The organism is Streptomyces sp. NPDC041713 (genome assembly GCF_055591085.1).
In genome coordinates this window covers 280986-305326 of sequence record NZ_JBVIZY010000003.1, presented here as the reverse complement: position 1 = coordinate 305326, position 24341 = coordinate 280986, and the positions used below count along the sequence as shown (strand labels likewise).

Sequence of the window (24341 nt, the reverse complement as noted above, 5' to 3'; positions counted from 1 at the left end):
GCATCTCGTCTGCCTGGTCCGGGTCTCTGCCGGGTGCGGCGGCTTCGTGGTCGCTCGCGCAGTTCCCCGCGCCCCTGGGAGGGCGCTGCGCGCCCCTTCAGGGGCGCGGGGAACTGCGCGAGGACGGACCACGGCCGGCGGCCGGGTACGGCGGGAACCGGGCAGACGCAGCGCCGGGCTTGCCCCCCGGGGGGCCTCCTGGGAGAGGATGGCGGCAATCCGTACGAAGGGACACAAGAACGTGAGCATCGACCCGTCCTCCATTCCGAATTTCGGGGGCCAGCCCGATCCGCAGCAGGGCGCAGGACCGGCGGGCCCCGTCGTCCCCGACCAGGACCTGGTCAAGCAGCTCCTGGACCAGATGGAGCTCAAGCACGTCGTCGACGACGAGGGTGACCTCGCGGCGCCGTGGGAGGAGTTCCGTACGTACTTCATGTTCCGCGGTGAGGACGACCAGCAGGTCTTCTCCGTGCGGACGTTCTACGACCGGCCGCACCAGATCGAGGAGAAGCAGCAGCTTCTCGAGTCGATCGACGACTGGAACCGCCGCACGCTGTGGCCGAAGGTCTACAGCCACACGCACGACGACGGCACGGTCCGCCTCATCGGCGAGGCCCAGATGCTGATCGGCACCGGTGTCTCCCTGGAGCACTTCGTGTCGTCCACGGTCAGCTGGGTGCGCGCCGCGATCGAGTTCGACCGCTGGCTCGTCGAGCAGCTCGGCCTTGAGGCCGACGTCGACGCCGCCGACGGCGAGGAGAAGCCCGGCGACGACGAGGCCTGAGCGGCCCCGCGGCGGAAGACGCGAGCGAGAGCCCGGCCGGGGCGCACACCACCAGGTGGGCGCTCTTCGGCCGGGCTCTCGTCGTGGCCGGGGCGGGGGCGTCCGTAGCCTGGTCCTCTCGGCTACAACCGACTCGGGAAGCAGGGTGGCATGGAATCGCTGGGGACCGCCGACGCACGCGGCGTCGTGGGCTCGAAGGAATGGGCACCGGCCGCGCGGGTGCGGGGCATGGGAACGTCGATCTTCACGGAGATGACGGAGCTGGCCCGCCGCACCGGTGCGGTCAACCTCGGCCAGGGCGTCCCGGAGCTGCCCAGTCCGCCTCAACTCCTCAAGGACGTCGCGGACGCCGTGCTGTCCGGCGCCAACCAGTACCCGCCCGCCGTCGGCTTCCCCGCCCTGCGCGAGGCGATCGCCGCGCACCAGCTGCGCCGGTACGGGCTCGACTACCGGCCCGCGGGCGAGGTGCTCGTCACCACCGGCGCGACGGAGGCCCTGGCCGCGGCGCTGCTCGCGCTCTGCGACCCGGGGGACGAGATCGTCGCGTTCGACCCCTGCTACGACGCGTACGCCGCCGACGCGCGGCTGGCCGGCGCCCGGCTCGTGGGCGTCCCCCTCGTCCTCGACGGCGACGGCTTCGCCCTGGACGCCGACGCGCTGCGCGCCGCGGTCTCCGCGCGCACGCGCGTGCTCATCCTGAACACGCCGCACAACCCCACGGGCAAGGTGTTCACGCCGGACGAGCTGGCCGTCGTCGCCGACGTCGCGCGGGAGCACGCGCTCACGGTGATCACGGACGAGGTGTACGAGCACCTCGTGTACGACGAGGGCGCGCGGCACCTGCCCATCGCGTCGCTGCCGGGCATGCGGGAGCGGACGCTGATCGTCTCCTCGGCCGGCAAGACCTTCAACACGACCGGGTGGAAGGTGGGTTGGGTCTGCGGTCCCGCCCCGCTGGTCGCCGCGGTGGGGGCCGCGAAGCAGTTCCTGACGTACGCCTCGGGTACCCCGTACCAGGAGGCGCTGGCCCGCGCGCTGGGCTCGGTGGAGGGCTGGGCGGCGGAACTGCGCGGCACCCTGCGCCGCAACCGGGACCTCCTGACCGACGGCCTGACCCGGGCGGGCCTGCGCCCCTTCCGCGCCGAGGCCGGCTATTTCGTCCAGGCGGACGTACGGCCGTGGGGGTACGAGGACGGCGTGCGGTTCTGCCGCGAACTGCCGGAGCGAGCAGGCGTCGTGGCCATCCCCACCTCAGCCTTCTACCTGACCCCGAACGCCCCGTCCTGGCTCGTCCGCTTCTCACTCTGCAAGCGGGAACAGTCCCTGCGCACCGCGGTGGCCCAACTGATCGGCGCGCGGTGAGGGACGGCGAAGGACGGACGTAACCTCTGGAGTTCCTCAACTCTGCTTTGCGCGGGTGTGGGCACGGGCATCCCCCTGGCACGCACGGAGCACGGCCCACGGGGGACCTGCTTCGGGGGAACATAAGGAGTGTGGTGGCCGTGATCGGTTTCTTCATCCTCATCGGGGTGGTCGTCGTCGTGCTGGCCGTGGTGTCCGGCCGCAAGAAGGGCGGCAAGGCGCACCGCGGGTGGGGCGGCGGCGGTGCGGCGAGCGGCTCGGCGGGTGGGGGCAGTTGGTGGGCCGGGGGCGGTGACAGCGGGGGCGGCGGGCACCACGGTGGTCATCACGGCGGGCATTCCTGCGGAGGCGGGTCGTCCTGCGGGAGCAGCGGGTCCTCGTGCGGGGGCGGTTCCTCGTGCGGAGGCGGCGGGGGCGGATGCGGCGGAGGCAGCTGACACGGGGCAGCTGGTCCACCGATCCGACGAAGTGCCCGGCGGGGGCGGACGTTTCCCGCCGGGCGCTTCGGTGTCGGGGGAGGAGTGCGACGGGGGCGTGCTCAGGAGCCGTGCTGTGATTGCCGTACTGAACAGTTGAACTGTGCGGCCCTCATCGGGATGGAAACCCCACGAAGTTGGGTAAAAGCGCTGTGGCAGCGTCGCCGACCATGATTCCCTCTTGTCCGTCAGCACCGCCCTCGTGCGTCGCAGGTTTCGCGGACCGTGTTCTGGAAACCCGTCAGATGACGTTCTCGTGGGCACGAGCCGGCATCCCGACCTCCCGGTGCCCATACCGGGTGCGCCGGCCCCACCTCCATTGAGTGTTAGCGGAGCCGACCCATGCTCACGACCCTGAAGACTGCGTACACCGACACGCGCGCCGAGGACCTGGCCTGGGCCCTGGGACGCGAGCCCCTGCCCGCACTCGCCACCCTCGACCTCGAACTGGGCGGCGCGAAGATGCAGTTGAGACTGCTCGGCGCCTCCCACCAAGTCCTCCTGGAGGAGGAGCAAGGCGGCTGTTCGGAGACGGTGGCCTGTATCCCCGGCAGCAGCACCCCGCTCCCGCTCGGCGTCTCCAAGCGCATGGGCGAATGGGAGTACGAGTTCGCGGCGCGCGTAGAAACGTTGTCGCACGGTCAGTTCGTCGGCAGAGCACAGGAGTTGCTCGCTCTCGTCGCCGAACACCCGCACGGTCTCGCCGGAAAGTTCCCCGGCAGCCCGTACGCCTTCACGGCGATGCTGGCGCAGCGGGACGAGGACGCGCTCATGTGGCGTACGTGGCACGCGTATCCGCAGGAGGGCCAGCTGGTGGCGACCCGGACCCGGGTGGGCGTGCGCATGCCGATGTCCGCGGCACTGTGACGCCCCACGGGCGAGGTCAGGTGCGAGGCCGAGGGCGAATTCGCGCACATGTGCCCGGCATGGAGCGGGAGTTACACCCCTGTGGGGGACCCGTAGTGAGCATGCCGTGACGTAGCGTTCCTGGCGTGCTCGAGTCGTCGACGCGGTTGCCGGTCTCGCCCCAGACAGGACGGTTCTTCGTCCTCGCGGGCGTGTTCGTCTGCGCTGCCTGCGGCCTCGTCTACGAACTCGAACTGGTCGCCCTCGCCTCCTACCTGATCGGCGACTCCGTCACCCAGGCCTCCGTCGTGCTCTCCGTGATGGTCTTCGCCATGGGCGTCGGCTCGCTGCTCGCCAAGCGGCTGCGGTGCCGCGCCTCCGTCTGGTTCGGCCTCGTGGAGTCGGCGCTCGCGCTGACCGGCGGCTGCAGTGCCATGGCGCTGTACGCGGCGTTCGCGTGGACCGGCGACCGGGGCGGGGTGTGGTCCGGCGGTTCGCGGTACCTCCTCGTCGGCTTCTCCCTCGCCATCGGCGTCCTCATCGGCGCCGAGGTGCCGCTGCTCATGGTCCTCATCCAGCGCATCCGGCGCCAGGACGCCAGCGGCGCCGTCGCCGACCTCTTCGCCGCCGACTACGTGGGCGCCCTCGTCGGCGGCCTCGCCTTTCCCTTCCTGCTGCTGCCGTTCTTCGGCCAGCTGACCGGCGCCCTGTTCACCGGCGCGGTCAACGCCCTGGTGGGCGGCGCGCTGGTGTTCGGCCTGTTCCGGCGCGACCTCAGCGTGCGCGGCCGCTGGGCGCTCCTCACCGCGAACGTCGTCGTCCTCTCCCTGCTCGCCTCCGCCGCCGTGCTCGTCGACGACTTCGAGCGGGCCGCCCGGCGCGCGGTGTACGGCGGGGACATCCGCGTCGCCGTGCAGACCGACGTCCAGGAGGTCGTCCTCACCGGCGGGAAGCGGCGCCCCCTCACCCTCTTCCTGGACGGCAGGCTGCGCATCAGCGGCCGCGACGAGAAGCGCTACCACCAGGGTCTGGTCTCCCCCGCGATGCGCGGGCCGCACGCGCGCGTCCTCGTCCTCGGCGGCGGCGACGGCCTGGCGGCGCGCGAGATCCTGCGCCACCCCGGCGTGCGCCGCCTCGACATCGTCGAGCTGGACGCGGGCGTGATCGACCTCGCCCGGCACGACCCGGCGCTGAGCCGGCTGAACGGCCACGCCTACCGCGACCCGCGGGTCCACGTGGTGAACGCCGACGCGTTCCGCTGGCTGCGCTCCGCGCGCGGGACGTACGACGTGGTCGTCTCCGACCTGCCGGACCCCGGCATCACCGCCAGCACGAAGCTGTACTCCCAGGAGTTCTACGGCCTCGCCACCCACGTCCTCGCCGACACCGGCAGGCTCGCCGTGCACGCCGGGCCGCTCTCCTCCCGCCCGCGCACCTTCTGGACGGTGGAGACGACGCTGCGCGCGGCGGGCCTGCGGACCGTGCCCTACCGCGTCGGCGGCCGCGAGTCCGGGTTCGCCGCCGGGCCCGACCGCACCGCCCGGGGCGGCCGGGCGCCGAGGGACTGGGGCTTCGTGCTCGCCTCGCGGACCCGGCCGGTCCTGTTGCACGCGGCCGGATCCGAGGTGGTGCGCGCCGGGGTGCGCTCGGCCGAGCGGAGCAGGCAGACCGGGCTCGTGCCGTCCACGCTCGTACATCCGCGTTACGCGAACTGAAGTACAACGTCCGACGAACTGACGTACAAGTGGCTGACTCGTGGGTAGGCTCGGTTGACATGGAGCATGAGGTGTTCGTTCCGGTTTCGGCAGAGCGGCTCCGGCAGGTCCTGGCCGACCCCGAGCGGGTCGCCGGGGCGGTACCGGGGCTTCAGCGCGACGCGGAGGAGGCGGCGGATCCGCTCTCCGGGCGCCTCAAGGTGCGCGTCGGCGGGCACTCCATCACGTATCGCGGGACCGCCACGGTCGAGCCCGGCTCCGACGGGGCGTACGCGCTGCGGGCCGAGGGCGCCGAGGTGCGCGGGTCCGGCACCGTGAAGCTGTCCCTCGCGCTGCGGCTCGTGCAGGGCACGGAGGGGACGACCCTCGCCTTCGACGGGAGCGCGACGGCGGACGGGCGGATCACCGAGGGCGCCCCCGAGACCGTCGAGGCGGCGATGCACCGGCTGCTCGAACGTTTCGGCGAGGGCCTCGCGGCCGCGGCACCGCCCGACACGGCGCCGGACGAGGCCGACGAGGCCGACGGAATCCACGAGGCCGACGAGATCGACGACGGCGACGAGATCGATGAGGACGACGACGACCTCGACGACCTGCCCGACGTGGGCGACGCCGACGACGTCATCGCCGAGGCCGAGGCCGCCGACGCCGAGGACATCGAGAACATCGACGAACTCGACGACCTGGACGACATCGACGACCTCGACGTACCGCCCGCCGAGGCCGCCCACGCCCGCCGCACCATGATCGGCCGCAGCGCCGAAGAGGTCGACCACGCCCCGCCCCGCGGCCGGTACGCGCCGGCGCCCGCCCCCGAGGCCCTCACCGCTAGCGCCACCCTGCGCTGGGCCGCGCCCGCCGCCGCCCTCGCGGTGGCCTCGGCCATCGTCGTGGGCCGGGCCCTGCGCCGCCGCCGCTGACCCTTGACGCCGTAGGGTCGCCTCCGTGAGTACCGAAGACGTGATCCTGACCGCGGGCGACGCGGAACTGACGGTGCAGCCGGGCAACGGCTGCCGCATCACCGGCCTGCGCGTCGGCGGCGTCGAGCTGCTGCGGCAGGGGAAGAAGTACGGCTGCTTCCCGATGGTGCCGTGGTGCGGACGCATCCGGGACGGGCGGTTCCACGACGGCGCGACCGTCCACCAGATGCCGCTGAACTCGCCGCCGCACGCCATCCACGGTTTCGGCCGGGACGCCGAGTGGCGCACCGCCCGTACCGGCGCGGGCGAGGCGGTCTTCACGTACGACCTGACCGACCCCTGGCCCTACCCGGGCCGCGTCACCCAGATCGTGGAACTCACCGAGGAGGCGTTGACGCTGCGGCTCGGCATCGAGACGCGCGGCGGCTCCTTCCCCGCGCAGGCCGGCTGGCACCCGTGGTTCAACCGGAACCTCGGCGGCGAGGACGTGCGGGTCGACTTCACCGCCGCCTGGCAGGAGGAGCGCGGCGACGACCACCTGCCCACCGGCCGCCGCGTCGACCCGAAGCCCGGCCCCTGGGACGACTGCTTCGGCATGCCCGAGGGGGTGGACGTCACGCTGACCTGGCCCGAGCAGCTGGAGCTGCGCGTCACCAGCCGCGAGCAGTGGGCCGTCGTCTACGACGAGCAGGAGGCCGCGGTCTGCGTGGAGCCGCAGACCGGGCCGCCGAACGGGCTCAACACCGACCCGCGCCTGGTCACCCCGATCGAGCCGCTGGAGACGGCGACGACCTGGACCTGGCGGCGGCTTTAAGCTCTTGGGCATGACTGACGTACGCGGCGAGCTGCTGCAGCAGATCAAGGACAAGGCCGTCGTGCACGGCAAGGTGACGCTCTCCTCCGGCCTGGAGGCCGACTACTACATCGACCTTCGCCGGATCACCCTCGACGGCGAGGCCGCCCCGCTGGTCGGCCAGGTCCTCCTGGACCTCACCGCCGACCTCGACTTCGACGCCGTCGGCGGCCTGACCATGGGCGCCGACCCGGTCGCGGGCGCGATGCTGCACGCGTCGGCTGCCCGCGGCAAGCGCCTGGACGCCTTCGTGGTGCGCAAGGCCGCCAAGGCGCACGGCATGCAGCGGCGCGTCGAGGGCCCGGACATCAAGGGCCGCCGCGTCCTGGTCGTCGAGGACACCTCCACCACCGGCGGCTCGCCGCTGACCGCCGTCGAGGCGGTCCGCGAGGCGGGCGCCGAGGTCGTCGGCGTCGCCACGATCGTGGACCGGGCGACCGGCGCCGGCGAGAAGATCACCGAGGGCGCGGGCGTGCCGTACCTCTTCGCGTACTCCAAGGACGACCTCGGCCTGGACTGAGGCCCGCGTCTGGAAAGATGGGGGCGACGATGACGTCGCCCCCTTAGGTCAGGGCCCAGCACATACCCCGCACATCACAAGGAGCGGACACATGCCCATCGCAACCCCCGAGGTCTACGCCGAGATGCTCGACCGGGCGAAGGCAGGCAAGTTCGCCTACCCGGCGATCAACGTGACCTCCTCGCAGACCCTGCACGCGGCCCTGCGCGGCTTCGCGGAGGCCGAGAGCGACGGCATCATCCAGATCTCCACCGGTGGTGCGGAGTTCCTGGGTGGCCAGCACAACAAGGACATGGTGACCGGCGCGGTGGCGCTGGCCGAGTTCGCGCACATCGTCGCCGCGAAGTACGACGTCACCGTCGCGCTGCACACCGACCACTGCCCCAAGGACAAGCTGGACACCTACGTCCGCCCGCTGCTCGACGTCTCCGCCGAGCGCGTCAAGGCCGGCCGCAACCCGCTGTTCCAGTCGCACATGTGGGACGGATCCGCCGAGACCCTCGCCGACAACCTGGCCATCGGCCAGGAGCTGCTCGCGAAGGCCGCCGCCGCGAAGATCATCCTTGAGGTGGAGATCACCCCGACCGGCGGTGAGGAGGACGGCGTCACGCACGAGATCAACGACGAGCTGTACACGACGGTCGACGACGCGCTGCGTACGGCGGAGGCCCTCGGCCTCGGCGAGAAGGGCCGCTACCTGCTCGCCGCGTCCTTCGGCAACGTGCACGGCGTCTACAAGCCGGGCAACGTCGTGCTGCGTCCCGAGCTCCTCAAGGACCTCCAGGAGGGCGTCGCCGCCAAGCACGGCAAGGCGGCGGGTTCGCAGCCCTTCGACTTCGTGTTCCACGGCGGCTCCGGCTCCACCGCCGAGGAGATCGCGACCGCCCTGGAGAACGGCGTCGTGAAGATGAACCTCGACACGGACACGCAGTACGCGTTCACGCGTCCCGTCGCGGACCACATGTTCCGCAACTACGACGGTGTCCTGAAGGTCGACGGCGAGGTCGGCTCGAAGAAGACGTACGACCCGCGCACCTGGGGCAAGGCCGCCGAGGCGGGCATGGCCACGCGCGTCACCGAGGCGTGCGCGAACCTGCGCTCCACGGGGACGAAGCTGAAGTAACGCCCACGGCGTCCGTACGGGCCCGGCACCCTTCCCTGGGTGCCGGGCCCGTACGCGTATGCAGCAGACTGGAACCCATGGCCATTCACAAGGATCTGCTCGGGGGACCGCCCCCGACCCACCTGCCCGACGACCCCGAGCCGCGCGAGCTGCTCGCGAACGGCGCGGCGCCCGCGGACGTCGCCGCGAAGTACCCCACGTCCTCGCTCGCCTGGGCGCAGCTCGCCGACGCGGCGTACGAGCGGGGCGGCGTCGTCGAGTCGTACGCGTATGCCCGTACGGGCTATCACCGGGGCCTGGACTCGCTGCGGCGCGCGGGCTGGAAGGGGCACGGCCCGGTGCCGTGGGAGCACGAGCCCAACCGGGGCTTCCTGCGCGCTCTGCACGCGTTGGCGCGGGCCGCGCAGGCGATCGGGGAGCAGGAGGAGTACGAGCGCTGCGCGGGCTTCTTGCGGGACTCTTCGGAGACCGCGGCGGAGACGCTCGGCTGACGTCGGCGGATCCCCCGGGGTGAGGTCGACCACCCCGGGGGCTCCGCCCCCGGACCCCCGCATCGGCCTGAACGGCCTCGTCCTCAAACGCCGGACGGGCTGAAACACCAACCCCGGCGCCGGACGGACACTCCCCGGGCGCCGGGGGTGGGTTTTAGGGGCGCGGGGAACTGCGCGCCCAGCCACGACGAACCCGCAGCCGAACCGGACGCCGCCGCCCGCCGGGGGGTGGTCTTTAGGGGCGCGGGGAACTGCGCGACCAGCCCAAGCGGGCCCGCAGAAGACAATCAGCTCAGCCTGCGCAGCAGGCCCGCCTCGTAGGGCGCCGCCTCCCCGAGGCGGTCCGTCAGCGCCTTGTTGGCCCACTCCGCGTCCGCGATCAACGCGCGGCCCACCGCGACCGCGTCGAACTCGTCCCGCTCCATGCGGTCGAGGAGCAGGTCGATGCCGGTCGACGCGGTCTCCTTCGTGAAGCCCTGCGGGCCCACGAACTCCTTGTCGAGGCCGACCGAGCCGACCGACAGCGTCGCCCTGCCGGTGAGCTTCTTGGCCCAGCCCGCGAGGTTCAGGTCGGTGTCGTCGAACTCGGGGAGCCAGTAGCGGCGCGTGGAGGCGTGGAACGCGTCGACGCCCGCCGCGGCCAACGGGGCCAGCAGGGACTCCAGTTCCGCGGGACTCGTCGCCAGCTTCGCGTCGAACGCGTTCGCCTTCCACTGCGAGAGGCGGAAGATCACCGGGAACGTCGGCGAGACCGCCGCCCGCACCGCCTCGACGATCTCCGTGGCGAAGCGCGTACGGGAGGCGAGGTCGCCGCCGTAGCCGTCCGTGCGGCGGTTGGTGACGCCCCACAGGAACTGGTCGATCAAGTAGCCGTGCGCGCCGTGCAGTTCGACGCCGTCGAAGCCGATGCGCTCGGCCGCGGCCGCGCTGTCGGCGAAGGCCTCGATCACCGCGTCGACGTCCGCGCCGGTCATCGCGTGGCCCTTCGCCTCGCCGTCCAGGCCGAGGCCGGAGGGGCCCGCCGGGGGCGCGGAGGGGATCGGGCCCTGCCCCGCGTCGCGGGTGGCGCCCACGTGCCACAGCTGGGGGACGATCTTCCCGCCCGCCGCGTGCACGGCCTCGGCGACCCGCTGCCACCCCGCGAGGGCCGCCTCGCCGTGGAAGTGCGGGACGCGGTGACTGCTGCCTGCCGACGCGTGGTCGACGTACGTGCCCTCGGTGACGATCAGGCCGACGCCGCCCGCGGCGCGCCGCGCGTAGTACTCGGCCACGTCCGCGCCGGGCACGCCGTCCGGCGAGAACTCGCGGGTCATGGGCGCCATGGCGATCCGGTTGCGGAGGGTGAGGCCGTTGATGTCGAAGGGGCGGCCGAGTATCCGTGCGGCGCGTGAGGTGGTCGGATCGGTGGGGGCCGTGGCGTCCATGCGCTCTCCTGGGGTGCTGCGAGGGTGTCCCGGCGCGAATGGGGGGTCATTCGCGTCTGACAGCACTGTATGCGCTTTGCCCCTGTCGAACCAGGGCGGGTACCGTGAACCACATGAACTGGCCCGCGACCGAGCGTCTCTCCCTGGCTCCCGCGCCCGGCGGCCTCGCCCTCGTCCAGGAGCTCCTGAACACCGCGTCCGCCGACCCGGCGGACCCCGCCGACCTGCTCGCCGACGGGGCGCTCGACGCCGCCCAGGAGTGGGCCGACCGGGCCGTGCGGTCCTGGGCGGGCGGGACGGGCCGCGGTGACGTACGTCTCGTGCTGACCGCGGAGGACCTGCCGAAGCTGCGCTGTCTGCGGGACCAGCTGCGCCGGGCGCTCGCCGCCTGCGACGAGGGCGGCGGCGCGGTGCGGTTCACCTCCGCGCCGGTGGTGGTCACGCTCGCCGGGGACGGCGCGCTGACCGTGGAGCCGGAGGGCGCGGGCGCGCGCTGGCTGGCCTCCGCCGTCCTCGCCGAGGGGCTGCTCGCCCAGGCCACGGGCGTGTGGCGGCGGCTGAAGATCTGCCGCAACGCCGGCTGCGCGGCCGCGTTCTACGACCGCTCCCGCAACAACAGCGGCGTCTGGCACTCGGTGCGCGGCTGCGGGAACGCCGCCCACTTGCGGGCCTGCCGGGAGCGCCGCCGCGTGCGGGACTGAGTCGGCAGTGTTCCGGGAAGTCGGCAGTGTTCCGGTCAGACAGTCCCGTACGCGTTTCGGTGCTGTACGGGTTTCCTGCTCCCTTGCCGATTGCCGCAAAGTTGCAGAAGATTCCGGTGGGGACCGGGGCCCCCGTGCCGGTAACGGCAGGGGCGGACCGCTACCCGGAGCACGTATCGAGGAGACAGCGATGTCCCCAGAGACGCATGAGGCATCCCCCGAGGAGCGCGCGGCGTCCACCGAGGTCCCCGAGGCCGAGAGCCCGAACCTCGACTTCGCAGGCACCACCCCGTACGAGGACTACGTCCAGGCGGACGTCCTCACCCACCTCCAGCACCTGCGCTCGGACGACCCCGGCGAGATGGTCTTCCTGGTCACCACGCAGGTCATGGAGCTGTGGTTCACGGTGATCGTCCACGAGTGGGAGACCGCGGCGCACGCCCTGCGCCGCGACGACATCCCCGTGGCGCAGAACGCGCTCAAGCGCAGCCTGCGCGAGCTGGAGGCGCTGAACGCCTCCTGGCAGCCGCTCGCCCAGCTCACCCCGGCCCAGTTCAACTCCTACCGCGGCTCGCTCGGCGAGGGCTCCGGCTTCCAGTCCGCGATGTACCGCCGCATGGAGTTCCTGCTCGGCGACAAGTCGGCGTCCATGCTCGTCCCGCACCGGGGCGCGCCGCGCGTCCATGCCGAGCTGGAGAAGGCGCTGCAGGAGCCGAGCCTGTACGACGAGGTGCTGGCGCTCCTCGCCCGGCGCGGCCACGCGATACCGCAGTCCGTCCTGCAGCGCGACCTGACCAAGAAGTACGAGCCCTCGCCCGAGGTCGAGGCGGTCTGGACGGAGCTCTACTCCGGGGACGAGAGCGGTGAACTGGCGCGCCTCGGCGAGACGTTGACGGACGTCGCCGAGCTGGTGTGGCGCTGGCGCAACGACCACCTGGTCGCCACCCGCCGCGCGATGGGCTCCAAGACCGGCACGGGCGGCTCGGCCGGCGTGGCGTGGCTGGAGAAGCGCGCGCAGAAGAACGTCTTCCCCGAGCTGTGGACTGCGAGGAGCCATGTCTGAACCCCGCACGGACGATCTGCGGGCCGAGGCCGAAGCGCTCGACGCCCGGGACGAACTGCGCGCCAAGCGCAAGGAGTTCGTCCTCGACGACACGGTCTACCTGGACGGCAACTCGCTGGGCGCGCTGCCCGCGCACGTCCCGGACCGGGTCGCCGACGTCATCACCCGGCAGTGGGGCGAGCTGCGCATCCGCTCCTGGGACGAGAGCGGCTGGTGGACCGCGCCGGAGCGGATCGGCGACCGCATCGCGCCGCTGGTCGGCGCCGCGCCGGGCCAGATCGTGGTCGGCGACTCGACCAGCGTGAACGTCTTCAAGGCGCTGGTGGCCGCCGTCCGCATCGCCCGGGGCGCCGGTGGGGACGGGCGCGACGAGATCGTCGTCGACGCCACCACCTTCCCCACCGACGGGTACATCGCCGGGTCGGCGGCCCGCCTCACCGGCTGCCGGCTGGTCCAGGCCGCCCCCGCCGAGGTCCCCGGCGTCCTCGGCGAGCGCACCGCCGCCGTCCTGCTCAACCACGCCGACTACCGCACCGGCCGGCTGCACGACCTGCCCGGTCTGACGGCGGCGGTCCACGCGGCGGGCGCCCTCGCCGTCTGGGACCTCTGCCACACGGCGGGCGCCCTGCCGGTCGGCCTGGACGAGCACGGCGTGGACCTCGCGGTGGGCTGCACGTACAAGTACCTGAACGGCGGCCCGGGTTCGCCCGCCTACCTCTACGTACGGGCAGAGCTGCAGGACCGCTTCGACTCGCCGCTGCCCGGCTGGAACTCGCACGCCGAACCCTTCGGGATGCGGCCGGAGTTCGAGGCGGCCGCCGGGGCGCTGCGCGGACGCGTCGGCACGCCGGACATCCTGTCGACGCTCGCCCTGGAGGCGGCGCTCGACGTCTGGGACGGCGTCTCGGTGGACGAGGTGCGCGCCAAGTCCCTCGCGCTGACCGACTTCTTCCTGCGCTGCGTCGGCGCGTACGTGCCGCAGGGGCGCGTGCGCTCCCTCACGCCCGCCGCGCACTCCGAGCGCGGGAGCCAGGTCGCCCTGCGCTGCGAGGGCGCCGGTGACGTGATGCGGCGCCTGATCGAGCGGGGTGTGGTGGGCGACTTCCGCGCGCCGGACGTGCTGCGGTTCGGTTTCACGCCGCTGTACGTCTCCTTCGGCGACGCCGAGCGGGCCGCCCGGGTGCTGGCGGAGACGCTGGGCTGATAACGTCCGGCGGATCTTGCTCCCGTTCTCCCGCTGCCGCGCGCGGAGGAGGGCGGGGGCCCGTCAGCCGCACTGCTGTTGAGAGGTTGTCGCATGCCGGACGACGCCGCCGTGGCCCGCGATGCCGCCGAGGCCGATGCCGCCTTCTCGCATCCCGCCGTGGAGCCGGACACCACCGCCGCGTACGGGGACCACCCCGACCAGGTCGTCGACTTCTACGCCCCGCGAGGCGACGCGCAGGGCACCGCCCCGCTCGTCGTCGTCCTGCACGGCGGCGCGTGGCGGGCCCCGTACGACCGGCGCCACCTCACCCCCTTCGCGGACTTCCTGGCCCGCCGCGGCTTCGCGGTGGCCAACGTCGAGTACCGCAGGGGCAGCCCGATCCCCGCGCAGGGCGGCACCGCCCCGGTCGCCGGGCGCTGGCCGGAGACCTTCGACGACGTGGCGGCCGCCCTGGACGCCCTGCCCTCGCTCGTACGGGACGCGCTCCCGTCCGCCGACCCGCGCCGCACGGTGGTCACCGGCCACTCCGCGGGCGGCCACCTCGCGCTGTGGGCGGCGGCGCGGCACCTGCTGCCCGCCGACGCGCCCTGGCGCACCGCACGCCCGGCGCCCCTGCGCGGCGTCGTCGCGCTCGCGCCCATCGCGGACTTCCGGGCCGCCGAGGAGCTGGCGGTCTGCGGCGGCGCCTGCGCGGAGCTGCTGGGCGGCGCGGCCCGCTTCGAGGAGCGGCTCCCGTACGCCGACCCGGCCGCGCTGCTGCCCACCGGCATCGCCACGACCGTGGTGCAGGGCCGCACCGACATCACCGTCCCCCAGGCGGTCGCGGAGGCGTACGCGGACGCGGCGGCGAAGGCGGGCGAGGTGGTGGGCCTGACGCTCCTGGAGGAGGTCGGCCACTTCCCCCTGATCGACCCGGCGGCGGACGCCTGCGCGGTGGTGGCGGAGGAGATCGCGCAGCTGGCGTACTGAGGCGGTCCCGCGGGGGCCCGGCCCCTGGCGGGGCCCAGTAGTACCTGGGACGGACCCCGGGGAACCCGTCTTGCTGTGGACGACCTCGCGCGGCGGCCCCCGTACCGTCGTAGAGGTGACCGAGAAGACCGAGCCGTTCAAGGCCAGAGGCCAGAAGAGCCCCGAGTACCGCCTGGTCGTGGGCGTCGTCGGTGGCCTGCGCCAGACACTGTTCCACGACGCCTTCGCCTACCGCCCGCTGCCGCCCCGGGCCACCGACGGGCCGCTCGTCGGCCGGCTGCCCGCGCGGATCCGCCGGTACGCGGCCTGGCTCCCGCACGCCCTGGTGGCGTCCGCCGCCCTGATCACCCTGTTCATCGGGCTCGGCATGGGCGGGTTCGGGAACACCCTCGCGTACGCCCTGACCGGTCTCGTCCCCGCCGTCGCGGTCCTGATGACGCTGGCCAGGCCGGTCGGCGCCTACTGGATCGCGCTGCTCTCCGCGCCGTTCACCGGGGCGCTCGGCAACAGCTGGGACGGCTGGCCGTGGGCGCCCGCGCCGTTCTTCGCGCACATCGTGGTGATGGTCGTGGTGGCGGCACGGACCGGGCCGCGCACCGCCGTGTGGATGTGGCTCGGGACGGCGGCGTACGCGCTGGCGACGCAGGTGTTCCTCGGCGGCTCCCCGGTGAACGACAGCCCGGAGATGCTGTTCTTCTCCGCGCTCGCGCTGCTGATCACCACCATGGTGCACGTGCGCCGCGAGGCGCAGCGCGAGGTCACCGTGCAGCGCACCGTCACCGCCATCGAACGCGACAAGCGCACGCTCCTTGAGGAGCGCACCAACATCGCCCGCGAGCTGCACGACGTCGTCGCGCACCACATGTCGGTGGTCGCCATCCAGGCGGAGGCCGCGCCCTACCGCGTGGAGAACCCGCCGCCCGAGCTGGAGCAGGCGTTCGTGACGATCCGCGAGAACGCGGTGTCCGCCCTCACCGAGCTGCGCCGCGTCCTCGGCGTGGTCCGGGCGGAGGACTACGAGGCGCCGGACGCCCCGCAGCCCACGCTCGCCGACCTCGACCGGCTCCTGGACAACGTCCGCGACGCGGGGCTGAGCGTCGACAAGGTGATCACCGGGGCGGCCCGCGAGCTGCCGCAGGGCGTGGAGCTCTCGGCGTACCGCATCGTGCAGGAGGCGCTCAGCAACAGCCTGCGCCACGCACCGGGCGCGGACGCCCGCGTGGAGGTCGGCTACGTCCTCGGCGGCCTCGGCCTGCGCATCGTCAACGGTCCCGCGACGGGCCTGGTCAAGCCGTCGCCGGGGGCCGGCCACGGCATCACGGGCATGCGCGAGCGTGTCACGATGCTGAACGGCGAGATGACGGCGGAGCCGACGGCCGACGGCGGCTACGAGGTCACCGTCTTCCTGCCGGTCCCGCACGCGGACCGGCTCGACCCGGCCGGAGAGGACCTGGCATGACCATCCGTGTGCTGATCGCGGACGACCAGATGATGGTCCGCGAGGGCTTCTCCGTGCTCCTGAACGCCATGCCCGACATCGAGGTGATCGGCGAGGCGGTCAACGGCCGCGAGGCGGTGCGGCGGGTCCGGGAGCTCGCCCCCGACGTCGTCCTGATGGACATCCGCATGCCCGAGCTGAACGGCATCGAGGCGACCCGCGAGATCATCGCGGCCGAGGGCGGCACGGACGGGTGCAAGGTCCTGGTCCTGACCACCTTCGACCTCGACGAGTACGTCTACCAGGCGCTGCGCGCGGGCGCGTCCGGCTTCCTCCTCAAGGACGCGTCGGCGCGCCAACTGGCGGACGGCGTACGGGTGGTGGCCGCCGGTGAGGCCCTGCTCGCGCCCACCGTGACGCGCCGGCTGATCACGGAGTTCTCGAAGCTGGCGCAGACGCCCCGGCTCTCGGCGTCGGTCCAGGCCCAGCAGTACGGGGAGCTCACCGAGCGCGAGACGGAGGTCCTCGTCCTCATCGCGCAGGGCCTGTCGAACGCGGAGATCGCCTCCCGGCTGGTGGTCGCCGAGTCCACGATCAAGACGCACGTCAGCCGGGTCCTGGTGAAGCTGGGCCTGCGGGACCGCACGCAGGCGGCGGTGTTCGCGTACGAGGCGCGGTTGGTCACGCCGGGGTGAGGCGGGGGCTGGTCACGGCCGCGCGGGCGGACTAGCGTCGCGCCATGGAGCCGGCCTTCGACGTCACCGAGGTGTTCGCCCCGGACTCGCCGGAGTTCGTCGCCGACCCCTACCCGGCGTACGCGCGACTGCGGGCGGCGGGCCGCGTCCACCACTACGCGCCGACCGGCCAGTGGCTGGTCCCGCACCACGCGGACGTCGCGGCCCTGCTGCGCGACCGGCGCCTCGGCCGCACCTATCTGCACCGCTTCAGCCACGAGGAGTTCGGCCGCGAGGCCCCGCCGGCCGCGCACGAGCCGTTCCACGTCCTCAACGACCACGGCATGCTCGACCTGGAGGCGCCCACGCACACCCGCATCCGCCGCCTGGTGTCGAAGACGTTCACGCCGCGCACGGTCGAACAACTGCGGCCGTATGTGGCGGAGTTGGCGGACCGGCTCGTGCGCGAGCTGGTGGCGGACGGCGGCGGGGACCTCGCCGCGCGGGTCGCCGAACCGCTGCCCGTCGCGGTCATCGCCGAGATGCTCGGCGTCCCGGAGTCCGACCGGCCGCTGCTGCGTCCCTGGTCGGCGGCGATCTGCGGCATGTACGAGCTGAAGCCGTCCGAGGAGACGGCGGCCCGCGCGGTCCGCGCCTCGCTCGAATTCACGGCGTACTTGCGGGAGTTGATCGCCGTACGCCGCAAGGAGCCGGGCGAGGACCTGATCTCCGGGCTCATCGCGGCGTACGAGGACGGCCGGTCGCTCAGCGAGCAGGAGATGATCTCGACGTGCGTGCTCCTGCTGAACGCGGGGCACGAGGCGACGGTGAACGCCACGGTCAACGGCTGGTACGCGCTGTTCCGCGACCCGGCGCAGCTGGCCGCCCTGCGCGCGGACCCGGCGGGCCTGGTGCCGAGCGCCGTCGAGGAGCTGATGCGCTACGACACCCCGCTGCAGCTCTTCGAGCGGTGGGTCCTCGACGACATCGAGATCGACGGGGTGACGATCCCGCGCGGCGCGGAGCTGGCGCTCCTCTTCGGAGCGGCCAACCACGACCCGGCGGTCTTCGCGCGCCCCGCCGAGCTGGACCTGGCCCGCCGCGACAACCCGCACATCAGCTTCAGCGCGGGCATCCACTACTGCATCGGCGCGCCCCTGGCCCGCATGGAGCTGGCGGCCTCGCTCCGGGCCCTGCTGCGCCGGGCCCCGCGCCTCACCCTCGCCGCGGAGCCGCGGCGCAGGCCGAACTTCGTGATCCGGGGCCTCCAGGAACTGCTGGTCGAACCGTAGACCGGTTGCGCCCGCACTTGGACGGCTCCTCCGGCACGGGGGCGCGCCGGCGCGGGCTGCCGCTACGCGGCAGGGCGGCACAGTCCCGCCGCTCCGCGGCGGATGTTCCACACCCACTCGCCCGTTTGCCCCACGACGTACGCCTGGGGGCGGCTGTGGTTCACGGCGGTGAGCGGGTGGGGGCCTTCGGGACACACGGATTGGGGGGGGGTGCGGTTTGGGGCGGCGAGCAACTGGAGGGTAGGGGCTGACGTGGAGGAGACGCACTGGCTGGGTGGGGAGCCGCCCCACCGGGCCGCAGGCGCAAACGCTCGGGAGGGGACGTGGGGGTATGTGCGCACGGAGCACCGAGCGCGCTGTAGCAAGGTTGTCCGCGAGGCGTGGCGAACAGTGGATGGCGAGTACGCACATACCCCCGCGGCCCCGCACCCACAGACGGACAGCACCGCAGACACCAGCCCAAAGCGCCCCCGCACCCGAAGCGCACCCGCACCCGAAGCGCCCCCGCGCCCGAGGCGCCCCCGCGCCCGAGGCGCCCCCGCCCCCGTACCCGAGGCACACCCGCCCCCGGCCCCGAGGCGCCCCCGCACCCGAGGCGCCCCCGCCCCCGTACCCGAGGCGCCCCCGCCCCCGTACCCGAGGCGCCCCCGCCCCCGGCCCCGAGGCGCCCCCGCGCCCGAGGCTCAGCCACACCTCACCGAGGCAGTGTCAGGCCCCAGGCCAGTGGGCGGACCGTCCATGTGCGGCTCCGTACCGGTCCCGCCACCGCCGCATCCGCCCGGTACCGGAAGTCCGGCCCCGACACCGTCACCGTCCGCGCCCGCACCCGCACAGCCGCCGCCCCCGAACCAGGACCCGGCCCCGCCCGCCGTACCTCCACCTGCGCCAGCCCCCCGTACACCTCCGACACCCGCACGTCCTCCACCGGCTCGTCCAGGTCCACCAGCGTCACCCCGTCCGCCTCGACCCGCAGCCGCGCAGGCCCCTGCGCCCCCGCCCCGGCCCGCGACGGCCGCGCCGCCAGCGTCCGTACGAACGACTGACAGCTCCGCAGCCAAGCGTGCCCCTCACCCCCACCACCGGCGCCCACCCCCGACACAGACACCCCGGCAGCCGCCGGCGCCTCAGTGGGCCGCACCAAATCCGCCCCCGCCCCCGCCACCGGCGGAATCCGAAGATCCCCCAGCACCACCCCGTCACTGTCGTCCACCAACAGATCCAGACGGCGCTCCGCGCCCTCGAGCACCGCCCGCGCCGCCGCCACCGCCCCCGCCGGCACCCCCAGCACCCGCGCCAGCGCCAGCGTCCGCGCCGCGCCCACGGGCACGACCGAGAGCCCGCACCCGGCGAGCTCCCGCTCCCGGTGGAGCGAGCCGACCGCCCGCAGCAGCGCGCGGTCGTCCCCGACCACCACCAACCGCCGCGCACCCCTCCTGGCCAGCGCTTTCGTGAAGTCCTCGGGCCCGTCGGGGAGACAGATCCGGACCGCCGCGCCCGCACCGAGCACGTCCTTCGCGATCCGTACCGACTCACCGTCCGTGCGCCGGGCGACCGGGTCGATGACGACTAGGAGCTGGTCGCGAGCCGACAAGGTGCGCCCTTTCTTTTAGCCGTTCTTTGAGACCTCGGGTAGCATCTTTGTGCAAGAGCCCCTTGCGCTATTGCGCCAGGGGCTTCGTCTATTCCGGGGCAGCATCCAAGGCACACCCATACGGCGGCTACGGCCCCTGACCTTGGACATGCCCCGCCCGGAAGGGGTGTACGCCTGTGCCCGCACTTGTGCTGCTCGGTGCTCAGTGGGGTGACGAAGGCAAGGGAAAGGCCACCGACCTGCTCGGTGGCTCGGTGGACTATGTGGTGCGCTACCAGGGCGGCAACAACGCCGGCCACACGGTCGTCGTAGGCGACCAGAAGTACGCGCTGCACCTCCTCCCTTCCGGGATTCTCTCCCCGGACTGTGTGCCCGTCATCGGCAACGGAGTCGTCGTCGACCCGTCGGTCCTGCTCTCCGAGCTGAGCGGTCTGAACGAGCGCGGCGTCGACACGTCGAAGCTGCTGATCAGCGGCAACGCGCACGTCATCACGCCGTACAACGTGACCGTCGACAAGGTGGGCGAGCGCTTCCTCGGCAAGCGCAAGATCGGCACCACCGGCCGCGGCATCGGCCCGACCTACGCCGACAAGATCAACCGCACCGGCATCCGCGTGCAGGACCTCTACGACGAGTCGATCCTGACGCAGAAGGTCGAAGCGGCCCTGGAGCAGAAGAACCAGCTGCTCACCAAGGTGTTCAACCGTCGCGCCATCGAGACGGAGCAGATCGTCGAGCAGCTCCTGGAGCACGGCGAGAACATCAAGCAGTACGTCGCCGACACGACCCTGATCCTCAACAACGCGCTCGACGAGGACAAGGTCGTCCTGTTCGAGGGCGGCCAGGGCACGCTCCTGGACGTGGACCACGGCACGTACCCCTTCGTCACCTCCTCGAACCCGACCGCGGGCGGCGCCTGCACGGGTACGGGCGTCGGCCCGACGAAGATCAGCCGCGTCATCGGCATCCTGAAGGCGTACACGACCCGCGTCGGCGCGGGCCCGTTCCCGACGGAGCTGTTCGACAAGGACGGCGAGGCGCTGCGCACCATCGGCGGCGAGCGCGGTGTCACCACCGGCCGTGACCGTCGCTGCGGGTGGTTCGACGCCCCGATCGCCCGCTACGCGACCCGCGTGAACGGCCTGACGGACTTCTTCCTCACCAAGCTCGACGTCCTCACCGGCTGGGAGCAGATCCCGGTCTGCGTGGCGTACGAGATCGACGGCAAGCGCGTCGAGGAACTCCCGTACAACCAGACCGACTTCCACCACGCGAAGCCGGTCTACGAGATGCTGCCGGGCTGGTCCGAGGACATCACCAAGGCCCAGACCTTCTCCGACCTGCCGAAGAACGCGCAGGGTTACGTGAAGGCCCTGGAGGAGATGTCCGGCGCGCCGATCTCCGCGATCGGCGTGGGTCCGGGCCGCACCGAGACGATCGAGATCAACTCGTTCGTCTAGAGCGGAGCTCGCTGAAGCTCACCAGCTCACTCAGCTCACTCGAAGGGGTGGGTCGCGCGCAAGTGCGACCCACCCCTTGTGCGTGTCCGGCAAGACTGCGGGCATGACAGCGACCGGCGTTACCGTGGGAGGGCATCTCCGTCATGCCCGAGCGAGGAGTAGGCCGATGAGCGCGCAGCCGGTGGAGCCAGAGGTACGGCAGGTCACCTATGAGCAGCTCACGGAACTCGTCGAGTTCATCGAGACCAACGAGAACAACCACGGCCACGTGGTGCGGGCAGACATTGCGAACCAGGAGATCACCGTCCACATGATGTCCCCGTCGAAGCCGCATGGCCGGATCGTGATGGAGATCGGATTCCAGATCCGGTCCCAGGACCCAGAGGCGGTAGTTCTCGCCGAAACACGGGTCGACCACCCTGAGCTCGGCATGAGCCGCACTGCTGATCTCCTCGCCATGACGAAGGAAGCGGACGAGCAGGAGACCGCGGACTTCGCAGCGTTCGCGCCCGACGTATCCGTGGCCGTCGAAGTCGTATCCCCTTCGGACCCGGCCCGTGACTACGTCACCAAACTCCGCGACTACCCCCGCATGGGCGTCCCGGTCTACGTGATCATCGACCCCCGTGACGGCACGATCACCGTGCACTCGGGCCCCGACACCTCCGCGGGCGAGCCCCGTTACGCCGACGCCCCGCGCCACTACAAGTTCGGTGACACCGTGCCGATGGGGCAGTGGTCGGTGGACACCGGGACGTTCCCCCGGTACCGCTCCTGAGCGATGCCGGGGTCGGACGCGAGGTGCGGTGTCCGCCGGGGCGTCAGTTCTTGTCGTACGTCAGCTCCCCGCTGCCGTCGGTGTTCGCACGCCGCAGTTTTCCGTTGCCGAGGATCGTGACGACGCTCGGTTCGCCCGGGGTGCAGGACGCCATGGGCTCGCCGACCGTGACCACCGTGGGGCCGATGTGCAGGCGGTCGTCGGACGCGGACTGCAGTTTGCCCTCGAAGACGCAGTGGTACGTGCCGCCGCCGTCGGTCGGGCCGTCCGCCGTCACCGCGAGGACCGTGTCGCCCTCCTCGCCCTGCCGGAGGGAGAGCGTGCGGGTGCTGTGGCCGCTCTTGGTGTCCAGGCCGCCGCTCCAGGAGCCCACGAACTTGTCCGGGATGACGCCGTCTTCCGAGGCCGAGGCCGAGGCCGACGGGGACGGGCTCGCACTGCTCGGGCCGGGCGTCGACGCCGAGGGGCCCGGTGTCGTCGGAGCGGTGTTGGCGCTGTTCTTGGCGTCGTCGCCCTTGTCGTCGGTGCCGTCGCCGTTCATGACGGCGTAGACCGTGCCGCCCGCTCCGATGGCCACTATCAGCGCGACGACGACCAGCGCCGCCGTGGAGCGCCCGCTGCGGCGCGGGGGCTCGGGCGGCGGGACGGGCCCGTAGGGGGGTGTGGCGCCGGGCCCGTAGGGGGGCGTGGAGCCAGGCCCGTACGGGGGCGTCGGCCCGTAGCCGGGCGGCAGCTGGGGGGCCTGCTGGGGGAACTGCGGGTAGCCGTAGCCGGCGGGCTGGGCGTACTGCTGCGGATAGCCGTACGCCGGGGAGCCCGGCGGGGGTGTGGGCGGCGGGGCCTGTCCGGACACCATGGTGGGCAGGTGGTCGAGAGGCGCGGCGGGGCCGGGGCTCCCGGGTGGCGGGGGCTGCACCGCACCGTCGCGCTGCCCGTCACCCGTACCGCCGCCGCTGCCGTCACCGGCACCCTTTGCGTCACCGGCACCCTTCGCGTCACCGTCACCGGCACCGTTGGCGCCCGATGCGGCACCCGCGGCACCCGCGCCGACAGCCCCGACCGCTCCCGCGGCCGCGGCCCGCGCCGGCGACGGGACCCCGTCGACCACGCCCGCCTTCCCCGCGGGTGCCCCCGACGTCGTGTCCTCCGGGTCCTCCGAGTCCAGCAACTGCACCGCGTGCCGCCCCAGTTGGGCCACGAGGGCGCCCGGCAGCCAGGGGTCGAGCGTGCGGCCGTCGCCGAGCGCGTCCGCCGCGCCCGTGCGTTCCTGGATCTCGTCCAGGGAGGGCCGGGCCGCCGGATCCTTGCGCAGGCACGCGCCGATCAGCTCGGTGAGGCTCTCCGGGAGCCCCGTCAGGTCCGGCTCCTCCTGCGCGATGCGGAACATCAGCGCGTGCACGCCGCTGTTGGCGGTCCCGAAGGGCAGCGCCCCGGAGGCCGCGTACGCGAGGACGGAGCCGAGACAGAACACGTCGCACGCCGGCGTGATGCGGTCCCCGCGCACCTGCTCGGGGGCCATGAAGCCGGGCGAGCCGACCAGCGCACCCGTACGGGTCAGGCCGCCGTCGGTGACCGTCTCCAGGGCGCGGGCGATGCCGAAGTCGATGACGCGCGGCCCGTCGATGGTGACCAGGACGTTCGACGGCTTGAGGTCGCGGTGCACGATGCCCGCCGCGTGGATGTCCCGCAGCGCGCTCGCGAGCCCGGCCGCCAGGATGTTCACCGACCGCTCCGGCAGCGGCCCGTGGTCGTGCGAGACGACGCTCTGCAGCGAGGGCCCCGCCACGTACCCCGTGGCGACCCACGGGATCGCCGCCTCCGTGTCCGCGTCCAGGACGGGCGCCGTCCACGCGCCGCCCACCTGCCGGGCGGCCTGCACTTCCTGCCGGAAGCGGTTCCTGAACTCGTCCTGTTCGGCGAGCTCCTGGCGGACCAGCTTGACCGCCACCGTACGTCCGCGGTCCGACCGCGCGAGGTACACCTGTCCCATGCCGCCGGCGCCGAGCCGCGCCAACAGCCGGTACGCGCCGATTCTCTGCGGATCTCCGGGTACGAGCTTCTCCATCGCCGCACCGACCTCCCCCACTGGTGTGCAACAGAGTGAGGATAGTGCGCGGGCACGACAGGGTGGAGCGCGCTTCGCTCTACGGTTGCGTAACGGGTTGGGTGCGGGGCCGTGCGGCGGGCCCCGGACCGGGCTCGTCGAGCACGGCGGACAGCCGCTCCAACACCCGTACCGTCTCCTCGAATCCGTCCGTGCCGAGCGCGTCGGCGAGCCGGCCCGCGAGCCCGGCGTGGCCCGGCGCGATCTCCGCCACGGCGGCCCGCCCCGCGTCGGTGGGGCGCAGCAGCTTGGCGCGGCGGTGTGCGGGGTTCGGGGCGTACGCGGCGAGGCCGTCGCGCACCAGCAGGTCGGCGACGCGCTGCACGCTCTGCCGGGTGATCCCCATGGCGCGGGCGATCCCGGCCACCGGCAGCGGCTCGGGCAGGACGGCGCCGAGGACCTGCCAGCGGGCGGCGGTCAGGCCCACCGGTCCGGCCAGCTCCTCGGCCAGCGCGAGGAACTGGCCGTTCAGCCGGAAGACGGTCAGGGCCGTGCGGCTGAGCAGGTCCTGCCGCGCCCGGGTCGCGTCGTCGGTCATCTTCCGTCCTTT

General features: G+C 72.9%; 23 protein-coding genes. 19 read left to right on the top strand and 4 right to left on the bottom strand.

Going from position 1 to position 24341, the window contains the following annotated elements; all coding sequences use genetic code 11:
* Positions 1-241 precede the first annotated feature (241 nt).
* The 10 genes from ACZ6CV_RS10970 to ACZ6CV_RS10925 all read left to right on the top strand — a co-directional run bounded on the left by ACZ6CV_RS10970 (position 242) and on the right by ACZ6CV_RS10925 (position 9090).
* The gene (locus ACZ6CV_RS10970) at positions 242-784 is read left to right on the top strand and encodes a type III secretion system chaperone family protein (protein WP_355811325.1); all 543 of its coding nucleotides are present in this window, start codon (positions 242-244) and stop codon (positions 782-784) included.
* Between the two features lie 150 nt (positions 785-934).
* A complete protein-coding gene (locus tag ACZ6CV_RS10965) occupies positions 935-2146 on the top strand; it encodes an aminotransferase class I/II-fold pyridoxal phosphate-dependent enzyme (protein WP_469250534.1) in 1212 nt (403 codons plus the stop codon).
* A 140-nt stretch (positions 2147-2286) separates the two neighbouring features.
* Positions 2287-2583, top strand: a complete 297-nt coding sequence (locus ACZ6CV_RS10960) for a hypothetical protein (RefSeq protein WP_469250533.1) — start codon at positions 2287-2289, stop codon at positions 2581-2583.
* A 381-nt stretch (positions 2584-2964) separates the two neighbouring features.
* A complete protein-coding gene (locus ACZ6CV_RS10955) occupies positions 2965-3489 on the top strand; it encodes a DUF2617 family protein (protein WP_469250532.1) in 525 nt (174 codons plus the stop codon).
* A 125-nt stretch (positions 3490-3614) separates the two neighbouring features.
* On the top strand, positions 3615-5183 hold the full coding sequence (locus ACZ6CV_RS10950) for a polyamine aminopropyltransferase (protein ID WP_469250531.1): 1569 nt from the start codon (positions 3615-3617) through the stop codon (positions 5181-5183).
* 71 nt (positions 5184-5254) lie between these two features.
* Positions 5255-6103 carry an SRPBCC domain-containing protein gene (locus tag ACZ6CV_RS10945; RefSeq protein ID WP_469250530.1) on the top strand — a complete coding sequence of 283 codons (849 nt, stop codon included), beginning with the start codon at positions 5255-5257 and terminating at the stop codon, positions 6101-6103.
* A gap of 25 nt (positions 6104-6128) precedes the next feature.
* Positions 6129-6917, top strand: coding sequence for an aldose epimerase family protein (locus ACZ6CV_RS10940; protein WP_469250529.1), 789 nt, complete (start codon positions 6129-6131; stop codon positions 6915-6917).
* Between the two features lie 10 nt (positions 6918-6927).
* Positions 6928-7476, top strand: a complete 549-nt coding sequence (gene pyrE / locus ACZ6CV_RS10935; RefSeq protein ID WP_062774598.1) for an orotate phosphoribosyltransferase — start codon at positions 6928-6930, stop codon at positions 7474-7476.
* Positions 7477-7567: 91 nt separating this feature from the next.
* The gene (gene fbaA / locus ACZ6CV_RS10930) at positions 7568-8599 is read left to right on the top strand and encodes a class II fructose-bisphosphate aldolase (RefSeq protein WP_362374310.1); all 1032 of its coding nucleotides are present in this window, start codon (positions 7568-7570) and stop codon (positions 8597-8599) included.
* Positions 8600-8676: 77 nt separating this feature from the next.
* On the top strand, positions 8677-9090 hold the full coding sequence (locus ACZ6CV_RS10925) for a DUF3151 domain-containing protein (protein WP_358709960.1): 414 nt from the start codon (positions 8677-8679) through the stop codon (positions 9088-9090).
* Positions 9091-9377: 287 nt separating this feature from the next.
* Here the strand turns inward: ACZ6CV_RS10925 and ACZ6CV_RS10920 are convergent, their stop codons facing one another.
* On the bottom strand, positions 9378-10514 hold the full coding sequence (locus ACZ6CV_RS10920) for an NADH:flavin oxidoreductase (protein WP_469250528.1): 1137 nt from the start codon (positions 10512-10514) through the stop codon (positions 9378-9380).
* A 113-nt stretch (positions 10515-10627) separates the two neighbouring features.
* Here ACZ6CV_RS10920 and ACZ6CV_RS10915 point away from each other — a divergent pair, with 113 nt between their 5' ends.
* From ACZ6CV_RS10915 to ACZ6CV_RS10885, 7 genes are all read left to right on the top strand, one after another.
* A complete protein-coding gene (locus ACZ6CV_RS10915) occupies positions 10628-11215 on the top strand; it encodes a CGNR zinc finger domain-containing protein (RefSeq protein ID WP_469250527.1) in 588 nt (195 codons plus the stop codon).
* 190 nt (positions 11216-11405) lie between these two features.
* The gene (locus tag ACZ6CV_RS10910) at positions 11406-12278 is read left to right on the top strand and encodes a tryptophan 2,3-dioxygenase family protein (RefSeq protein ID WP_469250526.1); all 873 of its coding nucleotides are present in this window, start codon (positions 11406-11408) and stop codon (positions 12276-12278) included.
* Complete coding sequence (gene kynU, locus ACZ6CV_RS10905) at positions 12271-13482, top strand: kynureninase (RefSeq protein WP_469250525.1); 1212 nt, start codon at positions 12271-12273, stop codon at positions 13480-13482. The genes ACZ6CV_RS10910 and kynU overlap by 8 nt, the downstream gene beginning before the upstream one ends.
* Positions 13483-13575: 93 nt before the next feature.
* Positions 13576-14454, top strand: coding sequence for an alpha/beta hydrolase (locus ACZ6CV_RS10900; protein WP_469250524.1), 879 nt, complete (start codon positions 13576-13578; stop codon positions 14452-14454).
* Between the two features lie 115 nt (positions 14455-14569).
* Positions 14570-15913, top strand: coding sequence for a sensor histidine kinase (locus ACZ6CV_RS10895; protein ID WP_469250523.1), 1344 nt, complete (start codon positions 14570-14572; stop codon positions 15911-15913).
* Positions 15910-16587 (top strand): response regulator transcription factor, encoded by a 678-nt coding sequence (locus ACZ6CV_RS10890; protein ID WP_362374329.1) that lies wholly within the window; start codon positions 15910-15912, stop codon positions 16585-16587. The genes ACZ6CV_RS10895 and ACZ6CV_RS10890 overlap by 4 nt, the downstream gene beginning before the upstream one ends.
* A 44-nt stretch (positions 16588-16631) precedes the next feature.
* Entirely contained in the window at positions 16632-17858 is a 1227-nt protein-coding gene (locus ACZ6CV_RS10885; protein ID WP_469250522.1) for a cytochrome P450, read from the top strand.
* Between the two features lie 694 nt (positions 17859-18552).
* On the opposite strand, the gene ACZ6CV_RS10880 is transcribed toward ACZ6CV_RS10885, so the two are convergent.
* Positions 18553-19449 (bottom strand): diacylglycerol kinase, encoded by an 897-nt coding sequence (locus tag ACZ6CV_RS10880; RefSeq protein WP_469250521.1) that lies wholly within the window; start codon positions 19447-19449, stop codon positions 18553-18555.
* Positions 19450-19625: 176 nt separating this feature from the next.
* Here ACZ6CV_RS10880 and ACZ6CV_RS10875 point away from each other — a divergent pair, with 176 nt between their 5' ends.
* Complete coding sequence (locus ACZ6CV_RS10875; RefSeq protein ID WP_355810654.1) at positions 19626-20909, top strand: adenylosuccinate synthase; 1284 nt, start codon at positions 19626-19628, stop codon at positions 20907-20909.
* A gap of 166 nt (positions 20910-21075) precedes the next feature.
* Positions 21076-21687, top strand: coding sequence for a Uma2 family endonuclease (locus ACZ6CV_RS10870; protein ID WP_469250520.1), 612 nt, complete (start codon positions 21076-21078; stop codon positions 21685-21687).
* 43 nt (positions 21688-21730) lie between these two features.
* Here the strand turns inward: ACZ6CV_RS10870 and ACZ6CV_RS10865 are convergent, their stop codons facing one another.
* Together ACZ6CV_RS10865 and ACZ6CV_RS10860 are read right to left on the bottom strand one after the other, a co-directional pair.
* Positions 21731-23752: a serine/threonine-protein kinase gene (locus ACZ6CV_RS10865; RefSeq protein WP_469250519.1), complete on the bottom strand. Its 2022-nt coding sequence runs from the start codon at positions 23750-23752 to the stop codon at positions 21731-21733.
* A gap of 79 nt (positions 23753-23831) precedes the next feature.
* Entirely contained in the window at positions 23832-24329 is a 498-nt protein-coding gene (locus tag ACZ6CV_RS10860; protein ID WP_469250518.1) for a MarR family winged helix-turn-helix transcriptional regulator, read from the bottom strand.
* Positions 24330-24341 lie beyond the last annotated feature (12 nt).